Source organism: Bacillus sp. JS, assembly GCF_000259365.1.
Lineage (GTDB): Bacteria > Bacillota > Bacilli > Bacillales > Bacillaceae > Bacillus > Bacillus stercoris.
Genome location: NC_017743.1, coordinates 3,797,752 through 3,817,784, shown reverse-complemented (window position 1 = coordinate 3,817,784; position 20,033 = coordinate 3,797,752). Strand labels below are relative to the sequence as shown.

At 44.4% G+C, this 20,033-nt stretch carries 18 protein-coding genes; 14 read left to right on the top strand and 4 right to left on the bottom strand.

Going from position 1 to position 20,033, the window contains the following annotated elements; all coding sequences use genetic code 11:
- The first annotated feature begins 26 nt into the window (after positions 1-26).
- Together MY9_RS19340 and galT are read left to right on the top strand one after the other, a co-directional pair.
- The gene (locus MY9_RS19340) at positions 27-1,199 is read left to right on the top strand and encodes a galactokinase (RefSeq protein ID WP_014665846.1); all 1,173 of its coding nucleotides are present in this window, start codon (positions 27-29) and stop codon (positions 1,197-1,199) included.
- Between the two features lie 3 nt (positions 1,200-1,202).
- Entirely contained in the window at positions 1,203-2,744 is a 1,542-nt protein-coding gene (galT, locus tag MY9_RS19335; RefSeq protein WP_014665845.1) for a UDP-glucose--hexose-1-phosphate uridylyltransferase, read from the top strand.
- A 71-nt stretch (positions 2,745-2,815) separates the two neighbouring features.
- Here galT and MY9_RS19330 read toward each other — a convergent pair whose 3' ends face one another.
- Positions 2,816-3,061 (bottom strand): GlsB/YeaQ/YmgE family stress response membrane protein, encoded by a 246-nt coding sequence (locus MY9_RS19330; RefSeq protein WP_009968363.1) that lies wholly within the window; start codon positions 3,059-3,061, stop codon positions 2,816-2,818.
- A 513-nt stretch (positions 3,062-3,574) separates the two neighbouring features.
- Between MY9_RS19330 and qoxA the strand changes: the two genes are divergently transcribed.
- The 4 genes from qoxA to qoxD are packed head-to-tail and all read left to right on the top strand — an operon-like array spanning position 3,575 to position 7,521.
- Complete coding sequence (gene qoxA / locus MY9_RS19325; RefSeq protein WP_010886637.1) at positions 3,575-4,540, top strand: cytochrome aa3 quinol oxidase subunit II; 966 nt, start codon at positions 3,575-3,577, stop codon at positions 4,538-4,540.
- A gap of 27 nt (positions 4,541-4,567) precedes the next feature.
- Positions 4,568-6,517: a cytochrome aa3 quinol oxidase subunit I gene (qoxB, locus tag MY9_RS19320; protein WP_014665843.1), complete on the top strand. Its 1,950-nt coding sequence runs from the start codon at positions 4,568-4,570 to the stop codon at positions 6,515-6,517.
- Positions 6,518-6,530: 13 nt separating this feature from the next.
- The gene (qoxC, locus tag MY9_RS19315; protein WP_003227409.1) at positions 6,531-7,145 is read left to right on the top strand and encodes a cytochrome aa3 quinol oxidase subunit III; all 615 of its coding nucleotides are present in this window, start codon (positions 6,531-6,533) and stop codon (positions 7,143-7,145) included.
- A gap of 1 nt (position 7,146) precedes the next feature.
- Positions 7,147-7,521 (top strand): cytochrome aa3 quinol oxidase subunit IV, encoded by a 375-nt coding sequence (gene qoxD / locus MY9_RS19310; protein WP_014665842.1) that lies wholly within the window; start codon positions 7,147-7,149, stop codon positions 7,519-7,521.
- Between the two features lie 41 nt (positions 7,522-7,562).
- On the opposite strand, the gene ywcE is transcribed toward qoxD, so the two are convergent.
- On the bottom strand, positions 7,563-7,826 hold the full coding sequence (gene ywcE / locus MY9_RS19305) for a spore morphogenesis/germination protein YwcE (RefSeq protein ID WP_003227411.1): 264 nt from the start codon (positions 7,824-7,826) through the stop codon (positions 7,563-7,565).
- A 474-nt stretch (positions 7,827-8,300) separates the two neighbouring features.
- On the opposite strand from ywcE, the gene MY9_RS19300 reads away from it, so the two are divergent.
- The 3 genes from MY9_RS19300 to MY9_RS19290 all read left to right on the top strand — a co-directional run bounded on the left by MY9_RS19300 (position 8,301) and on the right by MY9_RS19290 (position 11,517).
- Positions 8,301-9,485: an FtsW/RodA/SpoVE family cell cycle protein gene (locus MY9_RS19300; protein WP_014665841.1), complete on the top strand. Its 1,185-nt coding sequence runs from the start codon at positions 8,301-8,303 to the stop codon at positions 9,483-9,485.
- Between the two features lie 106 nt (positions 9,486-9,591).
- The gene (gene nfsA, locus MY9_RS19295) at positions 9,592-10,341 is read left to right on the top strand and encodes an oxygen-insensitive NADPH nitroreductase (RefSeq protein ID WP_014665840.1); all 750 of its coding nucleotides are present in this window, start codon (positions 9,592-9,594) and stop codon (positions 10,339-10,341) included.
- Between the two features lie 174 nt (positions 10,342-10,515).
- Positions 10,516-11,517, top strand: a complete 1,002-nt coding sequence (locus tag MY9_RS19290) for an LLM class flavin-dependent oxidoreductase (RefSeq protein WP_041521446.1) — start codon at positions 10,516-10,518, stop codon at positions 11,515-11,517.
- Between the two features lie 36 nt (positions 11,518-11,553).
- Here the strand turns inward: MY9_RS19290 and vpr are convergent, their stop codons facing one another.
- Positions 11,554-13,974: a serine protease Vpr gene (gene vpr / locus MY9_RS19285; protein ID WP_014665838.1), complete on the bottom strand. Its 2,421-nt coding sequence runs from the start codon at positions 13,972-13,974 to the stop codon at positions 11,554-11,556.
- A 530-nt stretch (positions 13,975-14,504) separates the two neighbouring features.
- Here vpr and MY9_RS19280 point away from each other — a divergent pair.
- The gene (locus MY9_RS19280; RefSeq protein WP_003222155.1) at positions 14,505-14,807 is read left to right on the top strand and encodes a hypothetical protein; all 303 of its coding nucleotides are present in this window, start codon (positions 14,505-14,507) and stop codon (positions 14,805-14,807) included.
- 39 nt (positions 14,808-14,846) lie between these two features.
- A complete protein-coding gene (gene sacT, locus MY9_RS19275; protein WP_014665835.1) occupies positions 14,847-15,677 on the top strand; it encodes a sac operon transcriptional antiterminator SacT in 831 nt (276 codons plus the stop codon).
- A 39-nt stretch (positions 15,678-15,716) separates the two neighbouring features.
- Here the strand turns inward: sacT and MY9_RS19270 are convergent, their stop codons facing one another.
- On the bottom strand, positions 15,717-16,487 hold the full coding sequence (locus MY9_RS19270) for a formate/nitrite transporter family protein (RefSeq protein ID WP_014665834.1): 771 nt from the start codon (positions 16,485-16,487) through the stop codon (positions 15,717-15,719).
- Positions 16,488-16,787: 300 nt separating this feature from the next.
- On the opposite strand from MY9_RS19270, the gene scrA reads away from it, so the two are divergent.
- From scrA to MY9_RS19255, 3 genes are all read left to right on the top strand, one after another.
- Positions 16,788-18,173, top strand: coding sequence for a PTS system sucrose transporter subunit IIBC (gene scrA / locus MY9_RS19265; RefSeq protein WP_014665833.1), 1,386 nt, complete (start codon positions 16,788-16,790; stop codon positions 18,171-18,173).
- A complete protein-coding gene (gene sacA / locus MY9_RS19260; protein ID WP_014665832.1) occupies positions 18,170-19,609 on the top strand; it encodes a sucrose-6-phosphate hydrolase in 1,440 nt (479 codons plus the stop codon). Before scrA ends, sacA begins: the two co-directional genes overlap by 4 nt.
- A 93-nt stretch (positions 19,610-19,702) precedes the next feature.
- The gene (locus MY9_RS19255) at positions 19,703-19,951 is read left to right on the top strand and encodes a hypothetical protein (protein WP_014665831.1); all 249 of its coding nucleotides are present in this window, start codon (positions 19,703-19,705) and stop codon (positions 19,949-19,951) included.
- Positions 19,952-20,033 lie beyond the last annotated feature (82 nt).

Here is a 20,033-nt window from a genome sequence, read left to right as displayed (position 1 = left end):
AATAAAAACCAGAAAGGTGATTGCACATGCGGGAAGAGCTAAAGGGGATATTTGCAAGTGTATTCGGAGAAAAAGAGGGGTTACGGTTTTTTTTCGCACCTGGAAGAGTGAATTTGATTGGAGAACATACAGACTATAACGGCGGGCATGTATTTCCGTGCGCGCTGACAATTGGTACATATGCTGCTGTTGCAGAAAGAAACGACGGACTTGTCCGGATGTATTCAGATAACTTTAAAAACGCAGGCATCAAGGAGTGCAGCCTTGGCGACATTCACTATCAAAAAGAAGACGACTGGGCGAACTACCCGAAAGGCGTTATTTATGAATTTCAGCAGAGGGGCTATTCTGTTCCCCATGGCTTTGACATTGTATTTTCAGGAAATATTCCAAACGGGGCGGGGCTGTCGTCGTCCGCTTCTATTGAACTGCTGATGGGAGTCGTCCTCCAAAGCTATTTTTATCCTGAAATAGATGCGCTTGAGCTTGTGAAAATGGCGCAGCATGCGGAAAACCACTTTATCGGCGTCAATTGCGGGATTATGGACCAATTCGCAATTGGAATGGGGAAAAAACATCATGCGATGCTGCTGAACTGCGACACGCTTGACTATGAATATAGCAAGCTCGATGTCTCTGGCCTCGCGCTGGTCATCGCGAATACGAACAAAAAAAGGACATTGGCAGACTCAAGCTATAATACGAGACGCCAAGAATGCAACGATGCATTGCTTGATCTGCAAAAAGGACTCGATATTGCCTCGCTGGGCGACGTCACGCCTTCTGATTTCGATGCGCATTCCAGCCTGATCCAAAATGAAACGAACAGACGACGGGCAAAGCACGCTGTATACGAAAATCACCGTGCCATCAAGACAGCCCATATGTTCAAAGAAAACAATATAGATGAGATCGGGCGTTTAATGAAGGAATCCCATCTTTCATTGAAGGATGATTATGAAGTAACATGCCCTGAACTTGATGAGCTTGTGTTTGCGGCGTGGGATCACGAAGGTGTAATTGGATCAAGAATGACGGGTGCGGGCTTCGGCGGCTGCACCATCAGCATTGTAAAAGATGCGTTTATTGATGATTTTATTCAAACAGTTGGAGACAGATATCAAGAAAAAACAGGGCTCCAAGCGGATTTTTATGTCGCTGATATCGGAGAAGGTGCAAGAGAACTAAAGGGGGAGTGACACATGAGTATTGTTGAACATCTAGAACAGCTGCTTGAGTATGGCCTAGAACGAAAACTGATTTCAATCTGGGATCGGGAATATACGAGAAACCGTCTTTATGAAGCGCTGGGCATCACGCATCCCGAGCCGGTCTCCAGCATCTCTATTAAGCAGTCACAAAGCCTTCCGGACTTACTCGCTCCCATTTATAAATGGGCTGCGGAAACCGGCCGAATGGAAGCGGATACAGATACGTACCGTGACCTGCTTAGCGCAAAGCTGATGGGCTGTTTTGTACCTGCTCCATCCGAGGTCATTCGCAAGTTTGAAGAAACAAAAGCATTATACGGTCCAAAACAGGCGACAAAGGAATTCTATCAATATTCAGAGGATGTCTATTATATACGGACAGACAGAATCGCCAAAAATGTTCATTGGACAGTGCCGACCGAATATGGCGAGCTGGAAATGACCATTAACCTATCCAAGCCTGAAAAGGACCCGAAAGCGATTGCGGCTGCAAAAGAGCAGGCGCAGACAAATTATCCGATGTGTTTGTTGTGTAAAGAAAATGTCGGGTTTGAGGGAAACGTGAACCATCCAGCCCGGCAAAATCACAGAATCATTCCAGTCATCCTTCAAGACGAACAATGGTTTTTGCAATTCTCGCCATACGTCTATTATCCAGAGCATTGCATCGTCTTAAAAGGTGAACATGAACCGATGGAGATCAGCAAAAAAACATTTGAAAGGCTGATGTCATTTCTTGGGCAATATCCGCATTATTTTATCGGTTCGAACGCGGATCTCCCGATTGTCGGCGGCAGCATCCTAAGCCATGATCATTTCCAAGGCGGCGCACATGACTTTCCAATGGCACGTGCAGAAGCGGAAGACGTTTATGACTTAAATGATTATCCCGGCGTGTCGCTGGGCTTAGTGAAGTGGCCGATGTCTGTGCTCAGGCTCCGAGGAGACAAACCGGATCGTGTCGCTGAAGCTGCTGATCATATCTTCCGCACGTGGCAAACGTATTCTGATGAAAAAGCCGGCATTTCCGCCTATACAGGCGATACGCCCCATAATACAGTCACACCGATTGCGCGGCGCAGGGGAGACCTGTACGAACTCGATATCGTCCTGAGGAACAACCGGACGAATGAGGAGCATCCATTAGGAATATTTCATCCTCATCAGGAAGTCCACCATATTAAAAAAGAAAATATCGGCCTGATTGAGGTCATGGGATTGGCGATATTGCCTGGCCGCTTACAGGAGGAAATGAAAGAAACGGCAGCGGCGCTATGCTCTGCTGATCCGAAAACAGCCTTAGAACAAAATCCGCTCACGGCAAAACATAGTGAATGGGCTCTTCGAATGATGGAAAAAAGAACCATAACGAAAGAGAATGCAGATCTAGTCATAAAGGAAGAGCTGGGACATGTATTCGCTCGCATTCTTGAACACGCCGGTGTATTTAAGCAGACAACAGAGGGAAAACAGGCCTTCAGAACGTTCATCGATCAGTTGGGCGCCAAACCAGTCAAAAGCCTCAACCGCTAAGGTTGAGGCTTTTTCGATTTTTATGGCAAAACAAAACACCCAAAGCGCTGACGCCTCGGGTGCTGTTGCATTTATCCTCTTTTTCTGGTTAACAGGCTTACTAGAAAGACAACAATGGCTGCGCCGATTACCGCTGGAATAATGGCGAATCCGGCTAGGTGCGGCCCCCATGTTCCAAGCAGCCCGTGACCGATCCAGGCGCCAATAAGACCTGCGATCATAGACCCAATAATTCCTCCGGGCATATCTCCTTTTACAAATAGGCTTCCAAGCCATCCGATAATAATAGCTACGATAAGTGAAATAAGAAAACTCATCATGCAACACATCCTATTTTTATTATTTGCTTATATCATTCCTCATTTTTGTATAAGATAAACAACTGGATGCTCTCTTTGAAAAATGCGGACAATTCAGAGCATATTGGCTCTTCATTGAGCCTTTTCTTTCAATATTTGATGCGTTAAAATGGTAACCATGTGAAAAGATGCTAGACAAGGAAAAAATAATTCCTATCTAGAAAGTTTAACAAAATGAAACTTTTGATTGACCTAAGTTTTTTATTGTGGTAAACCTTAATTTGTCAGAATTAGTTCTTCATCATCTTTCTTTACTTTATATGCGGAAATAACTAGAAACTTTTCATCTTAAGCGATAGATGTGAATAAAGTTGGAGCAATTTTTGTCGATTTTATGACATTTAAGCGAAAATGGGATGAAGTTTATAAAAAAATAAAGCTAATAAGTGAACTTTTTGATAGCATAACAAAGTAGAGAAAAGATTTTGAGGAAGTATGCACTTCAGATTTATTACATCAATAGGAAGGATGGTGATCTTCTTGTTCAGAGCATTAAAACCGTTGCTTGTATTAGCGCTGTTAACTGTGGTTTTCGTCCTTGGGGGATGCAGCAATGCTTCAGTACTAGATCCGAAAGGGCCTGTAGCTGAACAGCAAAGTGATTTAATCCTGTTATCTATCGGATTTATGCTGTTTATCGTCGGGGTCGTCTTTGTTCTATTTACCATTATTTTAGTAAAATACCGCGACCGTAAAGGCAAAGATAATGGATCTTATAACCCAGAAATTCACGGTAACACGTTTTTAGAAGTAGTCTGGACAGTGATCCCAATTTTAATCGTCATTGCACTTTCTGTGCCAACAGTACAGACGATATATTCGTTAGAAAAAGCTCCTGAAGCAACAAAAGACAAAGAGCCTCTTGTTGTTTACGCTACTTCGGTAGACTGGAAATGGGTATTCAGCTACCCTGAACAGGATATTGAAACGGTCAACTACTTAAACATTCCTGTCGACCGCCCGATCTTGTTCAAAATCTCATCTGCAGATTCAATGGCTTCGCTATGGATTCCTCAGCTTGGAGGGCAAAAATATGCGATGGCCGGAATGCTGATGGATCAATACTTACAGGCTGATAAAGTGGGTACTTACGAAGGCCGCAATGCGAACTTCACAGGTGAACATTTTGCAGACCAAGAGTTTGATGTGAATGCAGTCACAGAAAAAGACTTTAACAGCTGGGTGAAAAAGACTCAGAACGAGGCTCCTAAGCTGACAAAAGAGAAGTATGATGAATTGATGCTTCCTGAAAATGTGGACGAATTAACGTTCTCTTCTACTCACCTGAAATACGTTGATCACGGACAAGACGCTGAGTACGCGATGGAGGCGCGCAAACGCCTTGGCTATCAAGCCGTTTCACCGCACTCTAAAACAGATCCGTTTGAAAACGTAAAGAAAAACGAATTTAAGAAGTCTGATGATACAGAAGAATGATATTGATCAGGAAAGGAGGAAGCCCGCATGAAAATGAAATGGGACGAATTTTTCGTAACTGGTGACCCATTAATTCTGGGCGCACAAGTTTCCATTGCGCTTTCAACCATTGCCATCATTGTTGTACTGACTTACTTCAAAAAGTGGAAATGGCTTTGGTCTGAATGGATAACTACTGTTGACCATAAAAAACTCGGAATCATGTATATTATATCTGCTGTAATTATGTTATTCCGCGGCGGTGTCGACGGTCTGATGATGCGTGCCCAGCTAGCGCTTCCGAATAACAGTTTTTTAGACTCAAACCACTATAATGAAATTTTTACAACTCACGGTACAATCATGATCATCTTCATGGCGATGCCGTTCTTAATCGGTCTTATCAACGTTGTTGTACCTCTTCAAATCGGTGCTCGCGACGTTGCGTTCCCTTACTTGAACAACCTGAGCTTCTGGACGTTCTTTGTAGGTGCGATGCTTTTCAATATTTCATTCGTAATCGGAGGTTCTCCGAACGCAGGCTGGACGAGTTATATGCCGCTTGCAAGTAACGACATGAGCCCTGGGCCGGGTGAGAACTACTACCTCCTCGGACTTCAGATTGCCGGTATCGGTACCCTGATGACAGGGATCAACTTTATGGTAACAATCTTAAAAATGAGAACAAAAGGCATGACATTAATGCGTATGCCAATGTTCACATGGACAACACTGATCACAATGGTTATTATCGTGTTTGCGTTCCCTGTACTTACAGTAGCATTAGCACTTTTATCATTTGATCGTTTGTTCGGCGCTCACTTTTTCACATTGGAAGCAGGCGGTATGCCGATGCTTTGGGCTAACTTGTTCTGGATTTGGGGACATCCTGAAGTATATATCGTTATTCTTCCGGCATTTGGTATTTTCTCAGAAATCATCTCAAGCTTTGCAAGAAAACAATTGTTTGGTTACAAAGCGATGGTTGGTTCTATTATCGCCATCTCTGTATTGAGTTTCTTAGTTTGGACTCACCACTTCTTCACAATGGGGAACAGTGCGTCCGTTAACTCATTCTTCTCAATTACGACAATGGCAATCTCAATCCCAACTGGGGTTAAAATCTTTAACTGGCTCTTTACGATGTATAAAGGCCGAATCAGCTTTACAACACCTATGCTGTGGGCGCTTGCGTTCATTCCTAACTTCGTTATCGGCGGGGTTACAGGGGTTATGCTTGCGATGGCAGCAGCGGATTATCAATACCATAATACGTACTTCCTTGTATCTCACTTCCACTATGTGCTGATCGCGGGTACTGTATTTGCTTGTTTCGCCGGATTTATTTTCTGGTATCCAAAAATGTTCGGCCACAAGCTGAACGAAAGAATCGGAAAATGGTTCTTCTGGATCTTTATGATCGGTTTCAATGTATGTTTCTTCCCTCAATATTTCTTGGGGCTTCAAGGCATGCCTCGCCGTATTTACACATACGGACCAAACGATGGCTGGACAACATTGAACTTTATCTCAACTGTCGGAGCTTTCATGATGGGTGTAGGATTCTTAATCCTTTGCTATAACATCTACTACAGCTTCCGTTACTCTACTCGTGAAATCAGCGGAGATTCATGGGGTGTGGGACGTACGCTTGATTGGGCGACTTCTTCTGCGATTCCGCCGCATTACAACTTTGCGGTGCTTCCTGAAGTCAAATCTCAAGATGCATTCCTGCATATGAAAGAAGAAAAAACTGAATTATACCCTGAAAGCAAATTCAAGAAAATCCATATGCCAAGCAACTCAGGCAGACCATTCTTTATGTCTGTTGCCTTCGGTCTTGCAGGCTTTGGACTTGTCTTTGAATGGTACTGGATGGGCGTAGTCGGATTGATCGGAGTCCTGCTCTGCATGGTTCTGCGTTCATTCGAATACGACAACGGCTACTACATTAGTGTTGATGAAATAAAAGAGACGGAAAGAAAGATTTCCGAATAAGGAGGCGTGAGTTATGGAACATGCAGAACACGGCAATTCTAACGCGCCTATGGAATATCAATCTGAAACCGGCAGACTTAATATACTCGGGTTTTGGATCTTTTTAGGGGCAGAAATTGTGTTGTTCTCAACACTATTTGCAACCTTCTTCGTTCTTAAAAACAGAACAGCTGGAGGTGTCTTGCCAGACGAACTTTTTGAAGTCAATCTGGTAATGATTATGACGTTCTTGCTGCTTATCAGCAGCTTTACCTGCGGGATCGCTGTTCATGAAATGCGCCGCGGAAGTTTAAAAGGCGTCGTCATTTGGACAATTATCACTCTTCTTCTCGGTGCCGGCTTCGTCGGATGCGAGATCAACGAGTTTGTTCACTATGTACATGAAGGAGCGGCACTCAGTACAAGTGCGTTCTGGTCTGGATTCTTTGTTTTACTTGGAACTCACGGAACTCACGTAACAATCGGTATTTTCTGGATTACAGGAATTCTGATTCAGTTGAAGAAACGCGGCTTAACTCCGCAAACTTCATCTAAAATCTTTATCTCAAGCTTGTACTGGCACTTCTTAGATGTTGTATGGATTTTCATCTTTACAGGTGTCTATCTCATGGGATTGGGGGGTCTGTAAAATGGCAAACAAATCTGCTGAACACAGTCACTTTCCATGGAAGCACATTGTAGGTTTTGCACTGTCTATCGTTTTGACCCTGCTGGCTCTATGGGTTGCAGTGTATACTGACCTGAGCTCATCAGCAAAACTTTGGATTATCTTCGGTTTCGCCTTCATTCAGGCGGCGCTGCAGCTTCTCATGTTCATGCACATGACAGAGAGCGAAAACGGCACAATCCAAGTCGGAAACACGCTGTTCGGATTCTTTGGCGCGATCGTTATCGTACTTGGCTCCATCTGGATTTTCGCGGCTCACTATCACCATGGTGACCACATGGACGGAAATCCTCCTGGAGGCGCTAAACACTCAGAGCACTCAGGCCACAACGAATAATACAAAAACCCTCTTCGTGAGAAGAGGGTTTTTTGCTGTCTTCAGCTGCTTCGCTTTCTGCGAAGATACGGAAGACCGTAAATGATAAATGCGGCGATATGAGCGACAATGACGTTGACGGCAAACAAGATAATCATGAGAGTGTGTCCTAGTGGAGAAAGGCTTTCTGTTGCGTAAAAGAAGAAGAATACCCACATTAAGATGATTGGCGGAATAGCTGAGAGTGCGACTTTTTTGTTATCAAGCCAAATAAAGAGAGGCGTTGCGCTGGCAACCAATAAGTAAGCGAAAAACATGTCCATCATACCCGTCTCCTTTCATTTTGTGATAACGTTTACAAAAATGAAATAGAGGAACTGAGTTGTGTCTGTTTTGTGATTGTTTTTTGAACATTCTGTTACAATTATTATACCATGTTTTCCAGAAATTGATACGTATTTTTGCAGAAATGGACTGCATCTATCGTCTTATTTTTTTTGCTTAATTTGCTAGGAGAATGTATGGGCACCGGGCTCTAATGTTTTAGTCTCTTTTGAGAACGGAACACATCATCACCTCCTTTTTTTAATGATCTCTTTCGAAATGGAGTTTTTTTTATTTGAAAAGTTTTGTGTCAATCGAAACATTTCGGTTTATCATACGTCATATGTCGTGTAGCTGAAAAGCGCCACAAGTGCGGAAAAAACTTAAAAGGAAGCGAGCTTCACGTGTCATCTTGAACGTGGTTCATGTATAATAAACATTAGTGATTTTCCGATGAAAATGTAAGGCGGGATAGAATGAGTCGATATAAGAAACAGCAAAGTCCCTTTTACCAGGGGGATTTGATTTTTATATTTGGTGTGTTTTTTATTATAAGCGTATTGGCGATTTATGCTGCCGGTCAGTTTGGGCAGTATGGAGATAATGCCTGGACGAAACAAATTATTTATTATGCTTTGGGGGCTATTGCCATTTCGGTACTGCTGTATTTCGATTTGGAGCAGCTTGAAAAATTGAGTTTATATGTATTTTTATTCGGGATTTTGCTTCTTTTGATATTGAGAGTCAGTCCTGAGTCTATTGCACCAGTGAAAAACGGTGCAAAAAGCTGGTTTCAGTTTGGTTCTGTAACGTTACAGCCCTCTGAATTTATGAAAATTGGGCTCATGATGATGGTAGCCTCAGTGATTTCAAAAGCAAGCCCTAAAAAAATCCGAACGCTCAGAGATGATGTGCATCTTTTGCTTAAGATTGCAGGTGTATCGGTAGTGCCGATCGGACTTATCCTTCTTCAGGATGCTGGTACAGCCGGGATATGTATGTTTATTGTGATTGTCATGATCTTTATGTCAGGAGTAAACTGGAAGCTGATCGCAATCATTGGTGGTTCTGGTATCTTACTTATTTCTCTTATTTTATTAGTGATGATTAATTTTCCTGATGCTGCTAAATCAGTTGGGATTCAAGAGTATCAAATAAAGAGGGTAACATCCTGGGTTTCTGATACAAATGGAACAACTCAGGAAGATGCAAATAGCAGCTGGCAGGTTGATCAGGCTGTTATGGCTATCGGCTCAGGCGGCATTGTCGGAAATGGCGTTCACAATTTGAAGGTGTATGTACCAGAAGGACAGACCGACTTTATCTTCGCCATTTTGGGTGAAAGCTTTGGCTTTATAGGCTGTGCAATTGTTGTCATTATGTTCTTCTTCTTAATCTACAGGCTTGTCGTTCTGATAGACAAAATACATCCGTTTAACCGTTTTGCTTCCTTCTTTTGCGTTGGCTATACGGCGTTAATTGTCATCCACACATTCCAGAATATCGGAATGAACATCGGCATTATGCCTGTTACCGGAATTCCGCTGCTGTTTGTCAGCTATGGGGGAAGCTCGACGCTTGCAACGCTAATCGGTTTCGGGATTGTGTATAACGCGAGTGTGCAGCTGACGAAATACAGAAGTTATCTCTTTAATTCTTAAGATGAAGACAGCCTTTTCAGAGGTTGTCTTTTTTTTGTGCAGAGCATTTCACTTTTGGGAATACTTTTTTTCGGATATGATAAAAAGAGATAAGGAGGTTCTTGTGATGAATAACACAATCGAAACCATTTTGAATCATCGGTCAATCCGGTCTTTTACTGATCAGCTTTTGACAGCTGAAGAAATTGATACATTAGTGAAAAGTGCGCAGGCTGCGTCTACATCCAGTTATGTGCAGGCATATTCGATTATCGGGGTTTCTGATCCTGAGAAAAAACGTGAGCTGTCTGTGCTTGCTGGGAATCAGCCTTACGTTGAGAAGAACGGGCACTTTTTTGTATTTTGTGCGGATTTGTACCGCCATCAACAACTGGCTGAGGAAAAAGGGGAACATATTTCTGAGCTGCTCGAGAATACGGAAATGTTTATGGTTAGCTTGATTGATGCGGCGCTCGCAGCGCAAAATATGAGCATTGCGGCTGAATCTATGGGGCTTGGCATTTGTTATATCGGAGGCATTCGGAATGAGTTGGACAAGGTGACAGAGGTGCTGCAAACGCCTGACCATGTGCTCCCGCTATTCGGGCTGGCAGTAGGTCATCCAGCGAATCTATCCGGCAAAAAACCGAGACTGCCAAAGCAGGCCGTTTATCATGAGAATGCGTATAATGTGAACGCAGACGATTTCCGTCATACTATGAATACGTATGACAAAACCATTTCTGATTACTATAGAGAAAGAACAAACGGACAGCGGGAAGAAACGTGGTCCGATCAAATACTGAACTTTATGAAGCAGAAGCCGCGTACGTATTTAAATGACTACGTGAAAGAAAAGGGCTTTAATAAAAACTAAAGCTAACCTCTCCGTCTAGGAGGGGTTTTTATGTTTCACGTGTAACATATTCCGACAAATAGGGACATGCTTTCACAAATAAACGGCGAATGATGGGAGACACTGATAAGCAGTGTGAGCGGCTTTGAAGAAAAATTAGGGGATCAGTGATACGATGAGGATGAGGTGGTAGGGATGGTTTCATTAAGTATATTAGATCAATCTCCAGTATCAGAGGGCTGCAATTCAGAAATGGCCTTACAGCAAACCGTTGCGCTTGCTCAAGCTGCTGAGGACCTTGGATATAAGAGATTTTGGGTTTCTGAGCATCACTTTTCAAAACGGCTGGCAGGGTCTAGTCCTGAGGTGCTCATCAGTCATATAGCGGCGAAAACAAAGCGAATCCGCGTTGGATCAGGAGGAGTTATGCTGCCGCATTACAGTGCTTATAAAGTAGCTGAAAACTTTCGTGTTCTGGAGGGGCTGACACCGGGAAGAATTGACCTGGGGCTTGGCAGAGCACCGGGGGGAATGCCGATTGCATCATGGGCGCTGAATGACGGCGGTAAGCGCAATTCTGATCAGTATCCGCAGCAAATTAAGGAGCTGACCATGTATTTGCATGATTTGGCGGATGACAAACACCGTTTTCCGAATCTGACGGCTGCGCCGCATATTTCAACTGCTCCGGATGTATGGCTGCTAGGCTCTTCTGGAGAAAGCGCGCTGCTCGCCGCGGAATCTGGCGCTGGCTATATGTTTGCCCATTTTATCAATGGAGAAGGCGGAGAGGATACTGTCAGACAGTATAAGAGACGATTCAAACCGTCTGTGTTAGGAGATACGCCTCGAGCGGCAGTTGCTGTTTTTGTTCTTTGTGCTGACACAGAGGAGAAGGCAGAGGAGCTTGGGGCTGTCCTCGATTTTACGCTTTTGGCGGGAGAGCAGGGGATTCCTTTAGAGGGAGTTCCTTCGTATGAAGCTGTTCGGGGAAACTCGTATTCTCCTTATGAAGAGAGACGAATTGCTGATAATCGAAATCGAATGATTGTTGGTACGAAAGAACAGGTTAAGGAGCAGCTGCTAGCTTTGAGTAAAGCGTATGAAACAGAGGAAATCATGGTGGTGACCATTACACATCATTTTGAAGATAAGCTCCGCTCGTATCGTTTATTGCAGGAGGCGTTAGCTGACTGATCGTTAAAAAGCCCTGCCAATCGGCAGGGCTTCTTCTTATTCAACAGTGAAAGGCTCTTCGGTCAAAACCTGGCTTGATTTGCCTTTGTTCGCGGCATAGGCGAGCAAGTAATACTCTCCGGTCGGAAGCTTGGTTCCGCCATTAATCGTGCCGTCCCAGTCAAAGTACTGATAACCTTTATCTTGATTTTTATAAATGCCTGCTTGGCCTGCGAAATCAAGATTGCTGTCATAGACGAGGAACGCCAGCTCTTCCGCTCCCGCAGGAAGGTAGGTTTCAATTTGATAGGTGCCTTGTACAGACCCTTCACTGACGGAGACAGATGTGACTCTCGGATAATCGGGCTCTTTCACAATCAGCAGTGTAGGTACCTTAGCGACCGTTTTTCCGCCTTCTCTGACGATAACTGTACCTTCATAGGTGCCTGCTTTTGTTTTCTTCGTATTGACTTTTACTTTTGCAGTGGCTTTTCCGGTTTGATGTGCCGGAATCACAACACGGCTTGTCCCGGATGTGGAGATGCCGCTGCCATTAAATGAATATTCCAGTGTGTATGACTTTCTAATGGAAGATTGATTTTCAATCGTAAACGTTTCTTTTTTCGTTTCATTTCCGTTTTCCTTCAAGAATGTGCCGTATGAATAGCTTCCAGGTGAGACGAGCGAATCGGCTTTGATCGCGTTCATAATTCTTGCGCTGCCCGCGCCTTGGGCATTATGCGGATATACTTCCCCATCGCCATCCTTTAAAGTGACGGCGGTATTCATGATGGCAGCTTTAATCTGTTCAACGCTCCATTTTGGTTTGGCTTGTTTAATGACGGCAACTGCTCCGGCGATATGAGGCGATGCCATGCTTGTTCCTTGTTTTGATCCGTAGCCGTAAGGATGCTCAGGATTGTGTGTTGGGATCGTGCTGACGATATTGACGCCTGGCGCGGAAATATCAGGCTTAATCATCCACGTATCCATAACAGGGCCGCGTGATGAGAAATCAGCCACTTGTTCACCGAGCGCTTTTGAGACCGTCAATTTGAATGTTGTTTTTGTCTCACCAGCCTTCAGGGCGCTGACGAGTTTTTCGCCGTCTTCTAATGAAAGCTTAATCGTTGGGACAGACATGCCCGGCACATTGGCTTCAATTTCTCCAGAGAAGTTGTTATACACAACCATGCCGATGGCACCGGCCTTTTTAGCGTTATCCGCTTTATCCACAAATGCAATGCTGCCTCGTTTGACAACGGCGACTTTGCCTGTCAGGTCTTTTCCTTCAAAGTCCTTTGCTTCGCCGATTCCCGCTTCGACGAGCTCAACTTCTTTGTTATTGAGTGCTTTGACTTCGTCCTCCTTGTTATAGCCCATCACTTTTGCTGAAGAGTAGGAGCCGAATTTGACGGCGTATTCATTGAGCGGCAGCTGAGTCGCACCGACAGAAATCGCTTCTCTTGATGTGCCAGGCGATCCGACTGTCCAGCCGTTCGGTCCGCTGTTGCCGTTTGATGTAACAGCGACAACCCCTTCTGACATGGCCCAGTCAAGTGCTGTGCTTGTCGCCCAGTCCGGGTTGTTTAAAGAGTTTCCGAGAGACAGGTTCATCACATCTGCTCCGTCCTGTACAGCGCGTTCCACGCCCGCAATGACGTTTTCCGATGTCCCGCTTCCACCAGGGCCTAACACACGATAAGCAAGAAGTGTGGCATCAGGCGCTACACCTTTAATCGTTCCGTTTGCAGCCACAGTTCCGGCTACGTGTGTGCCGTGGTCCGTTGCACCGCCCCTTGGATCGCCGGTTGGTGTTTCTTTTGGATCGTAATCATTGTCCACAAAATCGTATCCTTTATATTGTCCAAAGTTTTTCTTCAGATCTGGGTGATTGTATTCAACCCCAGTATCGATAATCGCCACCTTGACGCCTTTTCCTGTGTAGCCTAAATCCCATGCATCGTTTGCTCCGATATAAGGCGCACTGTCATCCATTTGCGGAGATACGGCGTCTTCGGAGATCGTGACGTCTTTATCCTTCATATTGTCTGTTTTATACGTGACGTTCGGGTATACTGCCTTCACGTCTTTTACCGCGAGAAGTTTTGGAATCTCATTAGCTGGGAGTTTCATAGAGAAGCCTGAGAATACCTGCTCATATTCCCGGTTTACTTTTCCGTTTTTCACCGCTTTGATTGCTTTGTTTTTTGCTTTTGTGCGAGCGGTTTTCAGCTTGCTTTTCGATTGGCTTTCTCCAGCTTCCTTCGCTTCTGCCAAGGATTTTTCTTTTAATTCCACTATAACGGTTGTTTTTTTGCTTGTTGTCATATCGATATCACCGAATATCTCGGCTTTTTCCAGGTCAGCCGACGTTTTTGAAGACGGCGGTGCTGCCTTGACGCCCGTAACACCTGTGGATAACGTAAAAAATAAGACGAAACTGACAAGCAGAAAGCGAATGATCCCCTTTTTCAATGTGTTTCCCCCTTTGTATTTAGAAAAAATGTGAAAGATCTAGTATATATTTCTTGAAAATTCAAAAAAATCCTTGTGTCATTTGGACCATTTATTGGATTTTGTTTGTGTATAAGGAAGGAGTTATACACAGAACCCTGTGCATAAGTGAATAAACCTGTGTATATATATAGTTGGGAATAAATGTTCGTATACAAAATATAGATAGAGTTTGTGGACATGTGGATATCTCTTGTGATTAAGTTGTTCTTATCTTTGGGATAACTTGTGTATAAAGTTTTCAAAGCCGTTCTCCAATTTTCATTTCAATTCTTTCAGCTTTCAACAAAACTTCTAAAAACTAGTTGGTTTTTTCACTCATATTGTGACAAAGAATTCTCTTTCCACGGTCTATTATAGAGTCATGAGTTTTGCTAGAGCTGCTAGTTTGCGAGAAAAGAAATCGGCCGTCTTTTCCTGCGGGCTGCGGCTGAGAAAACGGGCTGCTAAAAAAGGCTGCCTGCCAAAAAGAAGCGGAGGGATGTTTTTCTATGAAACGTTTGCTTGTATCTTTACGGGTGTGGATGGTCTTTTTGATGAACTGGGTGACGCCGGACAGAAAAACTGCGGCTGCCGCGGTCTACTCGGCTCAGCGTACATACCAAAGAAAGGCGGCGGTGCAAGCCGCGGGACTTGTTTCGTTTTATGAATGGCGGATGGCTGTGAATGAGGAAGAAAAACAGAAAGCGAAAGCCGCCGCGCTTTATAAAAGAAGGTGTTTGCAAGCCTTCAAGGAATCGCCAAAGCAGGAGAGAGCGGGCCCGCATCTTTACATGGCGGTCAAAAGGAGGTAAAATCCCAGTCAAAAGCAAATTGGCGGGAGAGATAACCTCTTGAAAATCTATAAAGTATTAAACAACAATGCGGCTTTAATAAAAGAGGATGATCAGGAAAAAATCGTGATGGGACCTGGAATCGCTTTTCAAAAAAAGAAAAATGATCTCATCCCTATGAATAAAGTGGAAAAAATCTTTGTCGTGCGCGACGAGAATGAAAAATTCAAACAAATCCTGCAAACACTGCCGGAGGAGCATATAGAGATAGCTGAAGATATCATCAGCTATGCGGAAGGGGAGCTCGCGGCGCCGCTGAGCGACCACATTCATATCGCGCTTTCTGACCATTTATCCTTTGCGATCGAAAGGGTTCAAAATGGGCTGCTTGTGCAGAATAAATTGCTGCATGAGATAAAAGCGCTCTATAAAAAAGAATACGAGATCGGCCTGTGGGCGATCGGACATGTAAAAGAGACATTAGGCGTGTCTCTGCCTGAAGATGAAGCGGGTTATATTGCCCTTCACATCCATACGGCCAAGATGGATGCGGAGAGCATGTATTCAGCGCTGAAGCATACGACCATGATCAAAGAAATGATAGAGAAAATAGAACAATACTTTAATCGAAAGGTGGATGAAAACAGCATTTCCTATCAACGCCTTGTCACGCATTTGCGATACGCGGTCAGCCGGTTGGAATCAAATGAAGCTCTCCATCATATGGACGAGGAGATGCTTTATTTCATCCAAAAAAAGTATTCATTTGCCTATCAATGTGCGCTGGAGCTGGCGGAGTTTTTGAAAAATGAATATCAATTACAGTTGCCGGAATCCGAGGCCGGCTATATCACGCTGCATGTCCAGCGTCTTCAAGATCTCTCGGAATAACCGCTTTGACTTGCAGGGAGTGATCTCTGGAAGTTTTTTTTATTGATCAGGATTGAGTGTGTAGTACATCCAGCCCATCATGACCATTCCCGCGGTCAGATTCCCGAGTGTAACGGGAATTAAGTTTCGGACTGCTCCCATCAGTGTCACTGTATCAGGGTGCTCGACCAAAAGTGAGATGGCGAATGTGCACATATTGGCAATGCTGTGTTCAAAGCCGGAAATAAAGAAGCAGAAAACGAAAAGCATCATGGTAAAGAGCTTTGCGCCTTCCCCTTTGAGAGCCATTGGAATGAAAAAGGCGAGGCACACAAGCCAATTGCACAGCAATCCTCTGAAAAATAGTTCGGAAGCCGGCGGCTCCATTTTGTGTTCTGCCAGATGAATCAAAAAGGAATGTACGGAAGACTCCTCAAAAAGCCCTGTCGCGCTGATCAGGATGGCAAACAAAATAGCGCCGATTAAATTGCCGGCATAGCTTGATATCCACAAGTACAGGGTGTCGCGCCAGCGGAGTTTTTTTCGGAGCGCGGTATAGGTGAAATAAAAGGTATTGCCGGTAAATAAATCTCCGCCTCCGTAAGCGATCAGCACAATAGCGGCCCCGAAAGTGACAGCGGCTGCCGGAAAGGCAAATGGAGAATCAGCCATATAGAAATAACTGCCGGTTTTACTTGCGGCTGTAATGCCAAAACCAATAAACATACTGGCCAAAATGGACCGAAGCACATAACGGATTTTGCTTGAAGCGAATATGTTTTGTTTTTTCAAAGCGTACTGTTCAACCTTTTGCAATGCTTGAGTTTCCATGGTCTTTTCCTGCTTTCTATCATGATTGAGCATAGTATAGCATGATATTGTGAAATATTTCACAAATATTTTTTACGAATTTTTGTCTACATGTTTTATCAAACTATTTAACTAAAAAGTAGTTGACGAAAACGCTGTCATGTTTTATGATGAAAGCGTATTCTCAATCTGAATAAGCGGGATTGTGACTGGTAAAGCAGGCAAGACCTAAAATTTGCGAAATGAAAAAAGGATCACTGTGTCCTTTATTCGTTGGCGAATTTTAGGTCTTTTTTGTTTAAATAAAAGGGGGAGAAACAGATGGATTACAAAGAGACTGCAAAACGCCTCATTGAGCTTCTCGGAGGGAAAGATAACATTATCAGCGCGGCTCATTGTGCAACAAGACTGCGTTTAGTGATGAAAGATGAATCAAAGATAGATCAAGCACAGGTTGAAGAACTTGATGGTGTCAAAGGGGCCTTCAGCAGCTCTGGCCAATACCAGATCATTTTCGGAACAGGCCTTGTGAATAAAGTATTCGATGCTTTTTCTAAAGAAGCTGATATTGAGCGTGAGGAACACGTCAATCATCAGGATGCGGCAAAAGAAAAGCTGAATCCCGCTGCGAGATTTGCGAAAACGCTTTCTAATATTTTTGTCCCAATTATCCCGGCTATTGTAGCCAGCGGTCTATTAATGGGATTGCTGGGTATGATCAATGCGTTTCATTGGATGAGCAAGGATTCTGCGGTTTTTCAGCTGCTTGATATGTTTTCAAGTGCAGCATTCATTTTCTTGCCGATTCTAATTGGAGTAAGCGCTTCAAAAGAATTTGGCAGCAACCCGTACTTGGGAGCGGTCATTGGGGGAATCATGATTCATCCAAACCTTCTGAATCCATGGGGTTTGGCTGAAGCGACACCTGATTATATGCATCTTTTCGGATTGGATATCGCGCTTCTAGGCTATCAGGGAACTGTCATCCCAGTTCTGCTGGCGGTTTATGTAATGAGCAAGGTAGAGAAATGGACAAGAAAAGTGGTTCCGCATGCGGTAGATTTGCTTGTTACACCTTTTGTTACTGTAATTGTCACCGGGTTTGTTGCTTTTATCGCGATTGGCCCTCTGGGGAGAGCGCTTGGCTCCGGGATTACGGTTGCTTTAACTTATGTGTATGACCATGCCGGTTTTGTTGCAGGGTTGATTTTCGGGGGCACGTATTCACTCATCGTACTGACAGGTGTTCATCACAGCTTCCATGCGATTGAGGCGGGGTTAATTGCAGATATAGGCAAAAACTACTTGCTGCCGATCTGGTCAATGGCGAATGTCGCACAGGGTGGGGCCGGCCTTGCCGTCTTCTTTATGGCCAAAAAAGCAAAGACAAAAGAAATCGCGCTTCCGGCAGCATTTTCCGCTTTTCTCGGCATTACTGAGCCCGTCATATTCGGAGTTAACCTTCGCTACCGAAAACCGTTTATCGCCGCGATGATCGGAGGCGCATTGGGCGGTGCTTATGTCGTCTTTACTCATGTTGCTGCAAACGCTTATGGGTTAACGGGTATTCCGATGATCGCCATTGCTGCACCGTTTGGCATGGGCAACTTGATCAACTATCTGATTGGAATGGCCATTGCGGCAGTGTCATCGTTCATTGCAGCATTTGTCATGAAGATCAATGAGGATGAGGGGAGAAAAAAATGACAGCACATGATCAGGAGCTTCGTCGCCGGGCTTATGAAGAGGTGGAGAAAAAAGAGCCTATCGCTGACAGCGATCCGCATCGCCAGCATTTTCACATCATGCCGCCGGTTGGGCTGCTGAATGATCCGAATGGCGTGATTTATTGGAAGGGCACCTATCATGTATTCTTTCAGTGGCAGCCGTTTCAGACGGGGCACGGCGCGAAATTTTGGGGGCATTATACGACACAGGATGTTGTGAATTGGAAGCGGGAAGACATTGCGCTTGCTCCGAGTGATTGGTTCGATAAAAACGGCTGCTACTCGGGCAGCGCTGTCCCGAAAGATGATCAGCTCTATTTGTTTTACACAGGAAATGTCAGGGACCAGGAGGGAAATCGGGAAACGTATCAATGCCTTGCTGTTTCTGACGACGGGCTGTCTTTTGAGAAAAAGGGTGTTGTCGCCCGCCTTCCGGAAGGATATACGCCCCATTTTCGCGACCCGAAGGTATGGGAGCATGAAGGTACATGGTATATGGTGATTGGTGCGCAAACGGAAAATTTGAAAGGGCAGGCTGTATTGTTTGCTTCTGATAACCTGACAGAGTGGCGATTTCTTGGCCCGATAACTGGCGCGGGATTCAACGGGCTGGACGATTTTGGATACATGTGGGAATGCCCTGATTTGTTTACCCTTCAAGGATCTGACGTGCTGATTGTCTCGCCTCAAGGGCTTGAGGCTGACGATTTCCTTTATCAGAACGTGTACCAGTCAGGTTATTTTGTCGGGCGTCTCGATTATAACAAGCCTGAACTGAAGCATGGTGATTTTAGGGAGCTTGATCAAGGTTTTGATTTTTACGCGCCGCAAACACTTGAAGATGATCAGGGCAGACGAATTTTGTTTGCATGGATGGCTGTGCCTGACCAGGATGAAGGATCTCATCCGACGATTGACTATCACTGGATTCACTGCATGACGCTGCCGAGACAGCTGACGCTATCAGGCGAGAAGCTGATTCAGCAGCCGCTGCCTGAGCTGAAAGCCATGCGCAGAAACGAGAAGAAATTACAAATCCACATGCACGAATCATCTGGCACACTTCCAGTGGAAAACCCTGAAAGAGCTGAGATCTTGCTGGAAGACATTCATACGGAGTCCGGTTTTTCAATCAGTATCCGCGGAACGGCTTCGTTTTCCTTCCATAAAGACGAGGGAATTGTTACGCTGGAACGGACGAGCTTCGACGGAAAAAGAACAGAGTCGAGACATTGCCGCATCAAGGATTTGCATACCGTGCACATGTTTATCGACGCATCCTCTGTTGAAATCTTTATCAATAACGGAGAAGAGGTCTTTAGTGCGAGATATTTTCCTTTCCCGGGAAATCATGAAGTAACAGTCAGTTCGACCGGGAAATCTGAAATGAATGTCAGAATTTGGACACTTATGTAGAAAATCCTTCTATTTTCTTATGTGAAATCTAAGCCATCTGTGCTATTCTTCAACGATAACCTACTATTTTTTTCTGTAAAAGGAGTTGTTTTCTTGAATATACATGAACAGAAGATAACACCGGCATGTTTGGAAAAGGCTGCGGACCAAGTTGAAGATAAGCGGGAAGAATATAAGGATGTGCTGCTTCAACTGAAAAAAATGCTTGGCGGAACAACACCGCACAGTGAAACGGCGGAAATTCTCACGCGGGCATATGAACAAATGAAGGAATATGCACTTTTTGTTCAGTCGATAGAAGCATTTTTGAGGAAATCTGCAAATAATTTAAAAATCAAATAAACAGGCTGCCGAGGGGATCGGCAGTTTTTTCTGTGAAAAGTCTTCGGTGATTTAAAAGCGGCTGCCTCTCAGTAAGGCAGCC

Bases quoted from the DNA above. Each gene is read 5' to 3' on its own strand.
- qoxD (WP_014665842.1), top strand. From the start codon at position 7,147: ATGGCAAACAAATCTGCTGAACACAGTCACTTTCCATGGAAGCACATT.
- ywcE (WP_003227411.1), bottom strand. From the start codon at position 7,826: ATGATGGACATGTTTTTCGCTTACTTATTGGTTGCCAGCGCAACGCCT.
- sacA (WP_014665832.1), top strand. From the start codon at position 18,170: ATGACAGCACATGATCAGGAGCTTCGTCGCCGGGCTTATGAAGAGGTG.
- nfsA (WP_014665840.1), top strand. From the start codon at position 9,592: ATGAATAACACAATCGAAACCATTTTGAATCATCGGTCAATCCGGTCT.
- MY9_RS19280 (WP_003222155.1), top strand. From the start codon at position 14,505: ATGAAACGTTTGCTTGTATCTTTACGGGTGTGGATGGTCTTTTTGATG.
- galT (WP_014665845.1), top strand. From the start codon at position 1,203: ATGAGTATTGTTGAACATCTAGAACAGCTGCTTGAGTATGGCCTAGAA.
- MY9_RS19330 (WP_009968363.1), bottom strand. From the start codon at position 3,061: ATGAGTTTTCTTATTTCACTTATCGTAGCTATTATTATCGGATGGCTT.
- MY9_RS19300 (WP_014665841.1), top strand. From the start codon at position 8,301: ATGAGTCGATATAAGAAACAGCAAAGTCCCTTTTACCAGGGGGATTTG.
- MY9_RS19340 (WP_014665846.1), top strand. From the start codon at position 27: ATGCGGGAAGAGCTAAAGGGGATATTTGCAAGTGTATTCGGAGAAAAA.
- scrA (WP_014665833.1), top strand. From the start codon at position 16,788: ATGGATTACAAAGAGACTGCAAAACGCCTCATTGAGCTTCTCGGAGGG.
- MY9_RS19290 (WP_041521446.1), top strand. From the start codon at position 10,516: ATGGTTTCATTAAGTATATTAGATCAATCTCCAGTATCAGAGGGCTGC.
- qoxB (WP_014665843.1), top strand. From the start codon at position 4,568: ATGAAAATGAAATGGGACGAATTTTTCGTAACTGGTGACCCATTAATT.
- qoxC (WP_003227409.1), top strand. From the start codon at position 6,531: ATGGAACATGCAGAACACGGCAATTCTAACGCGCCTATGGAATATCAA.
- MY9_RS19270 (WP_014665834.1), bottom strand. From the start codon at position 16,487: ATGGAAACTCAAGCATTGCAAAAGGTTGAACAGTACGCTTTGAAAAAA.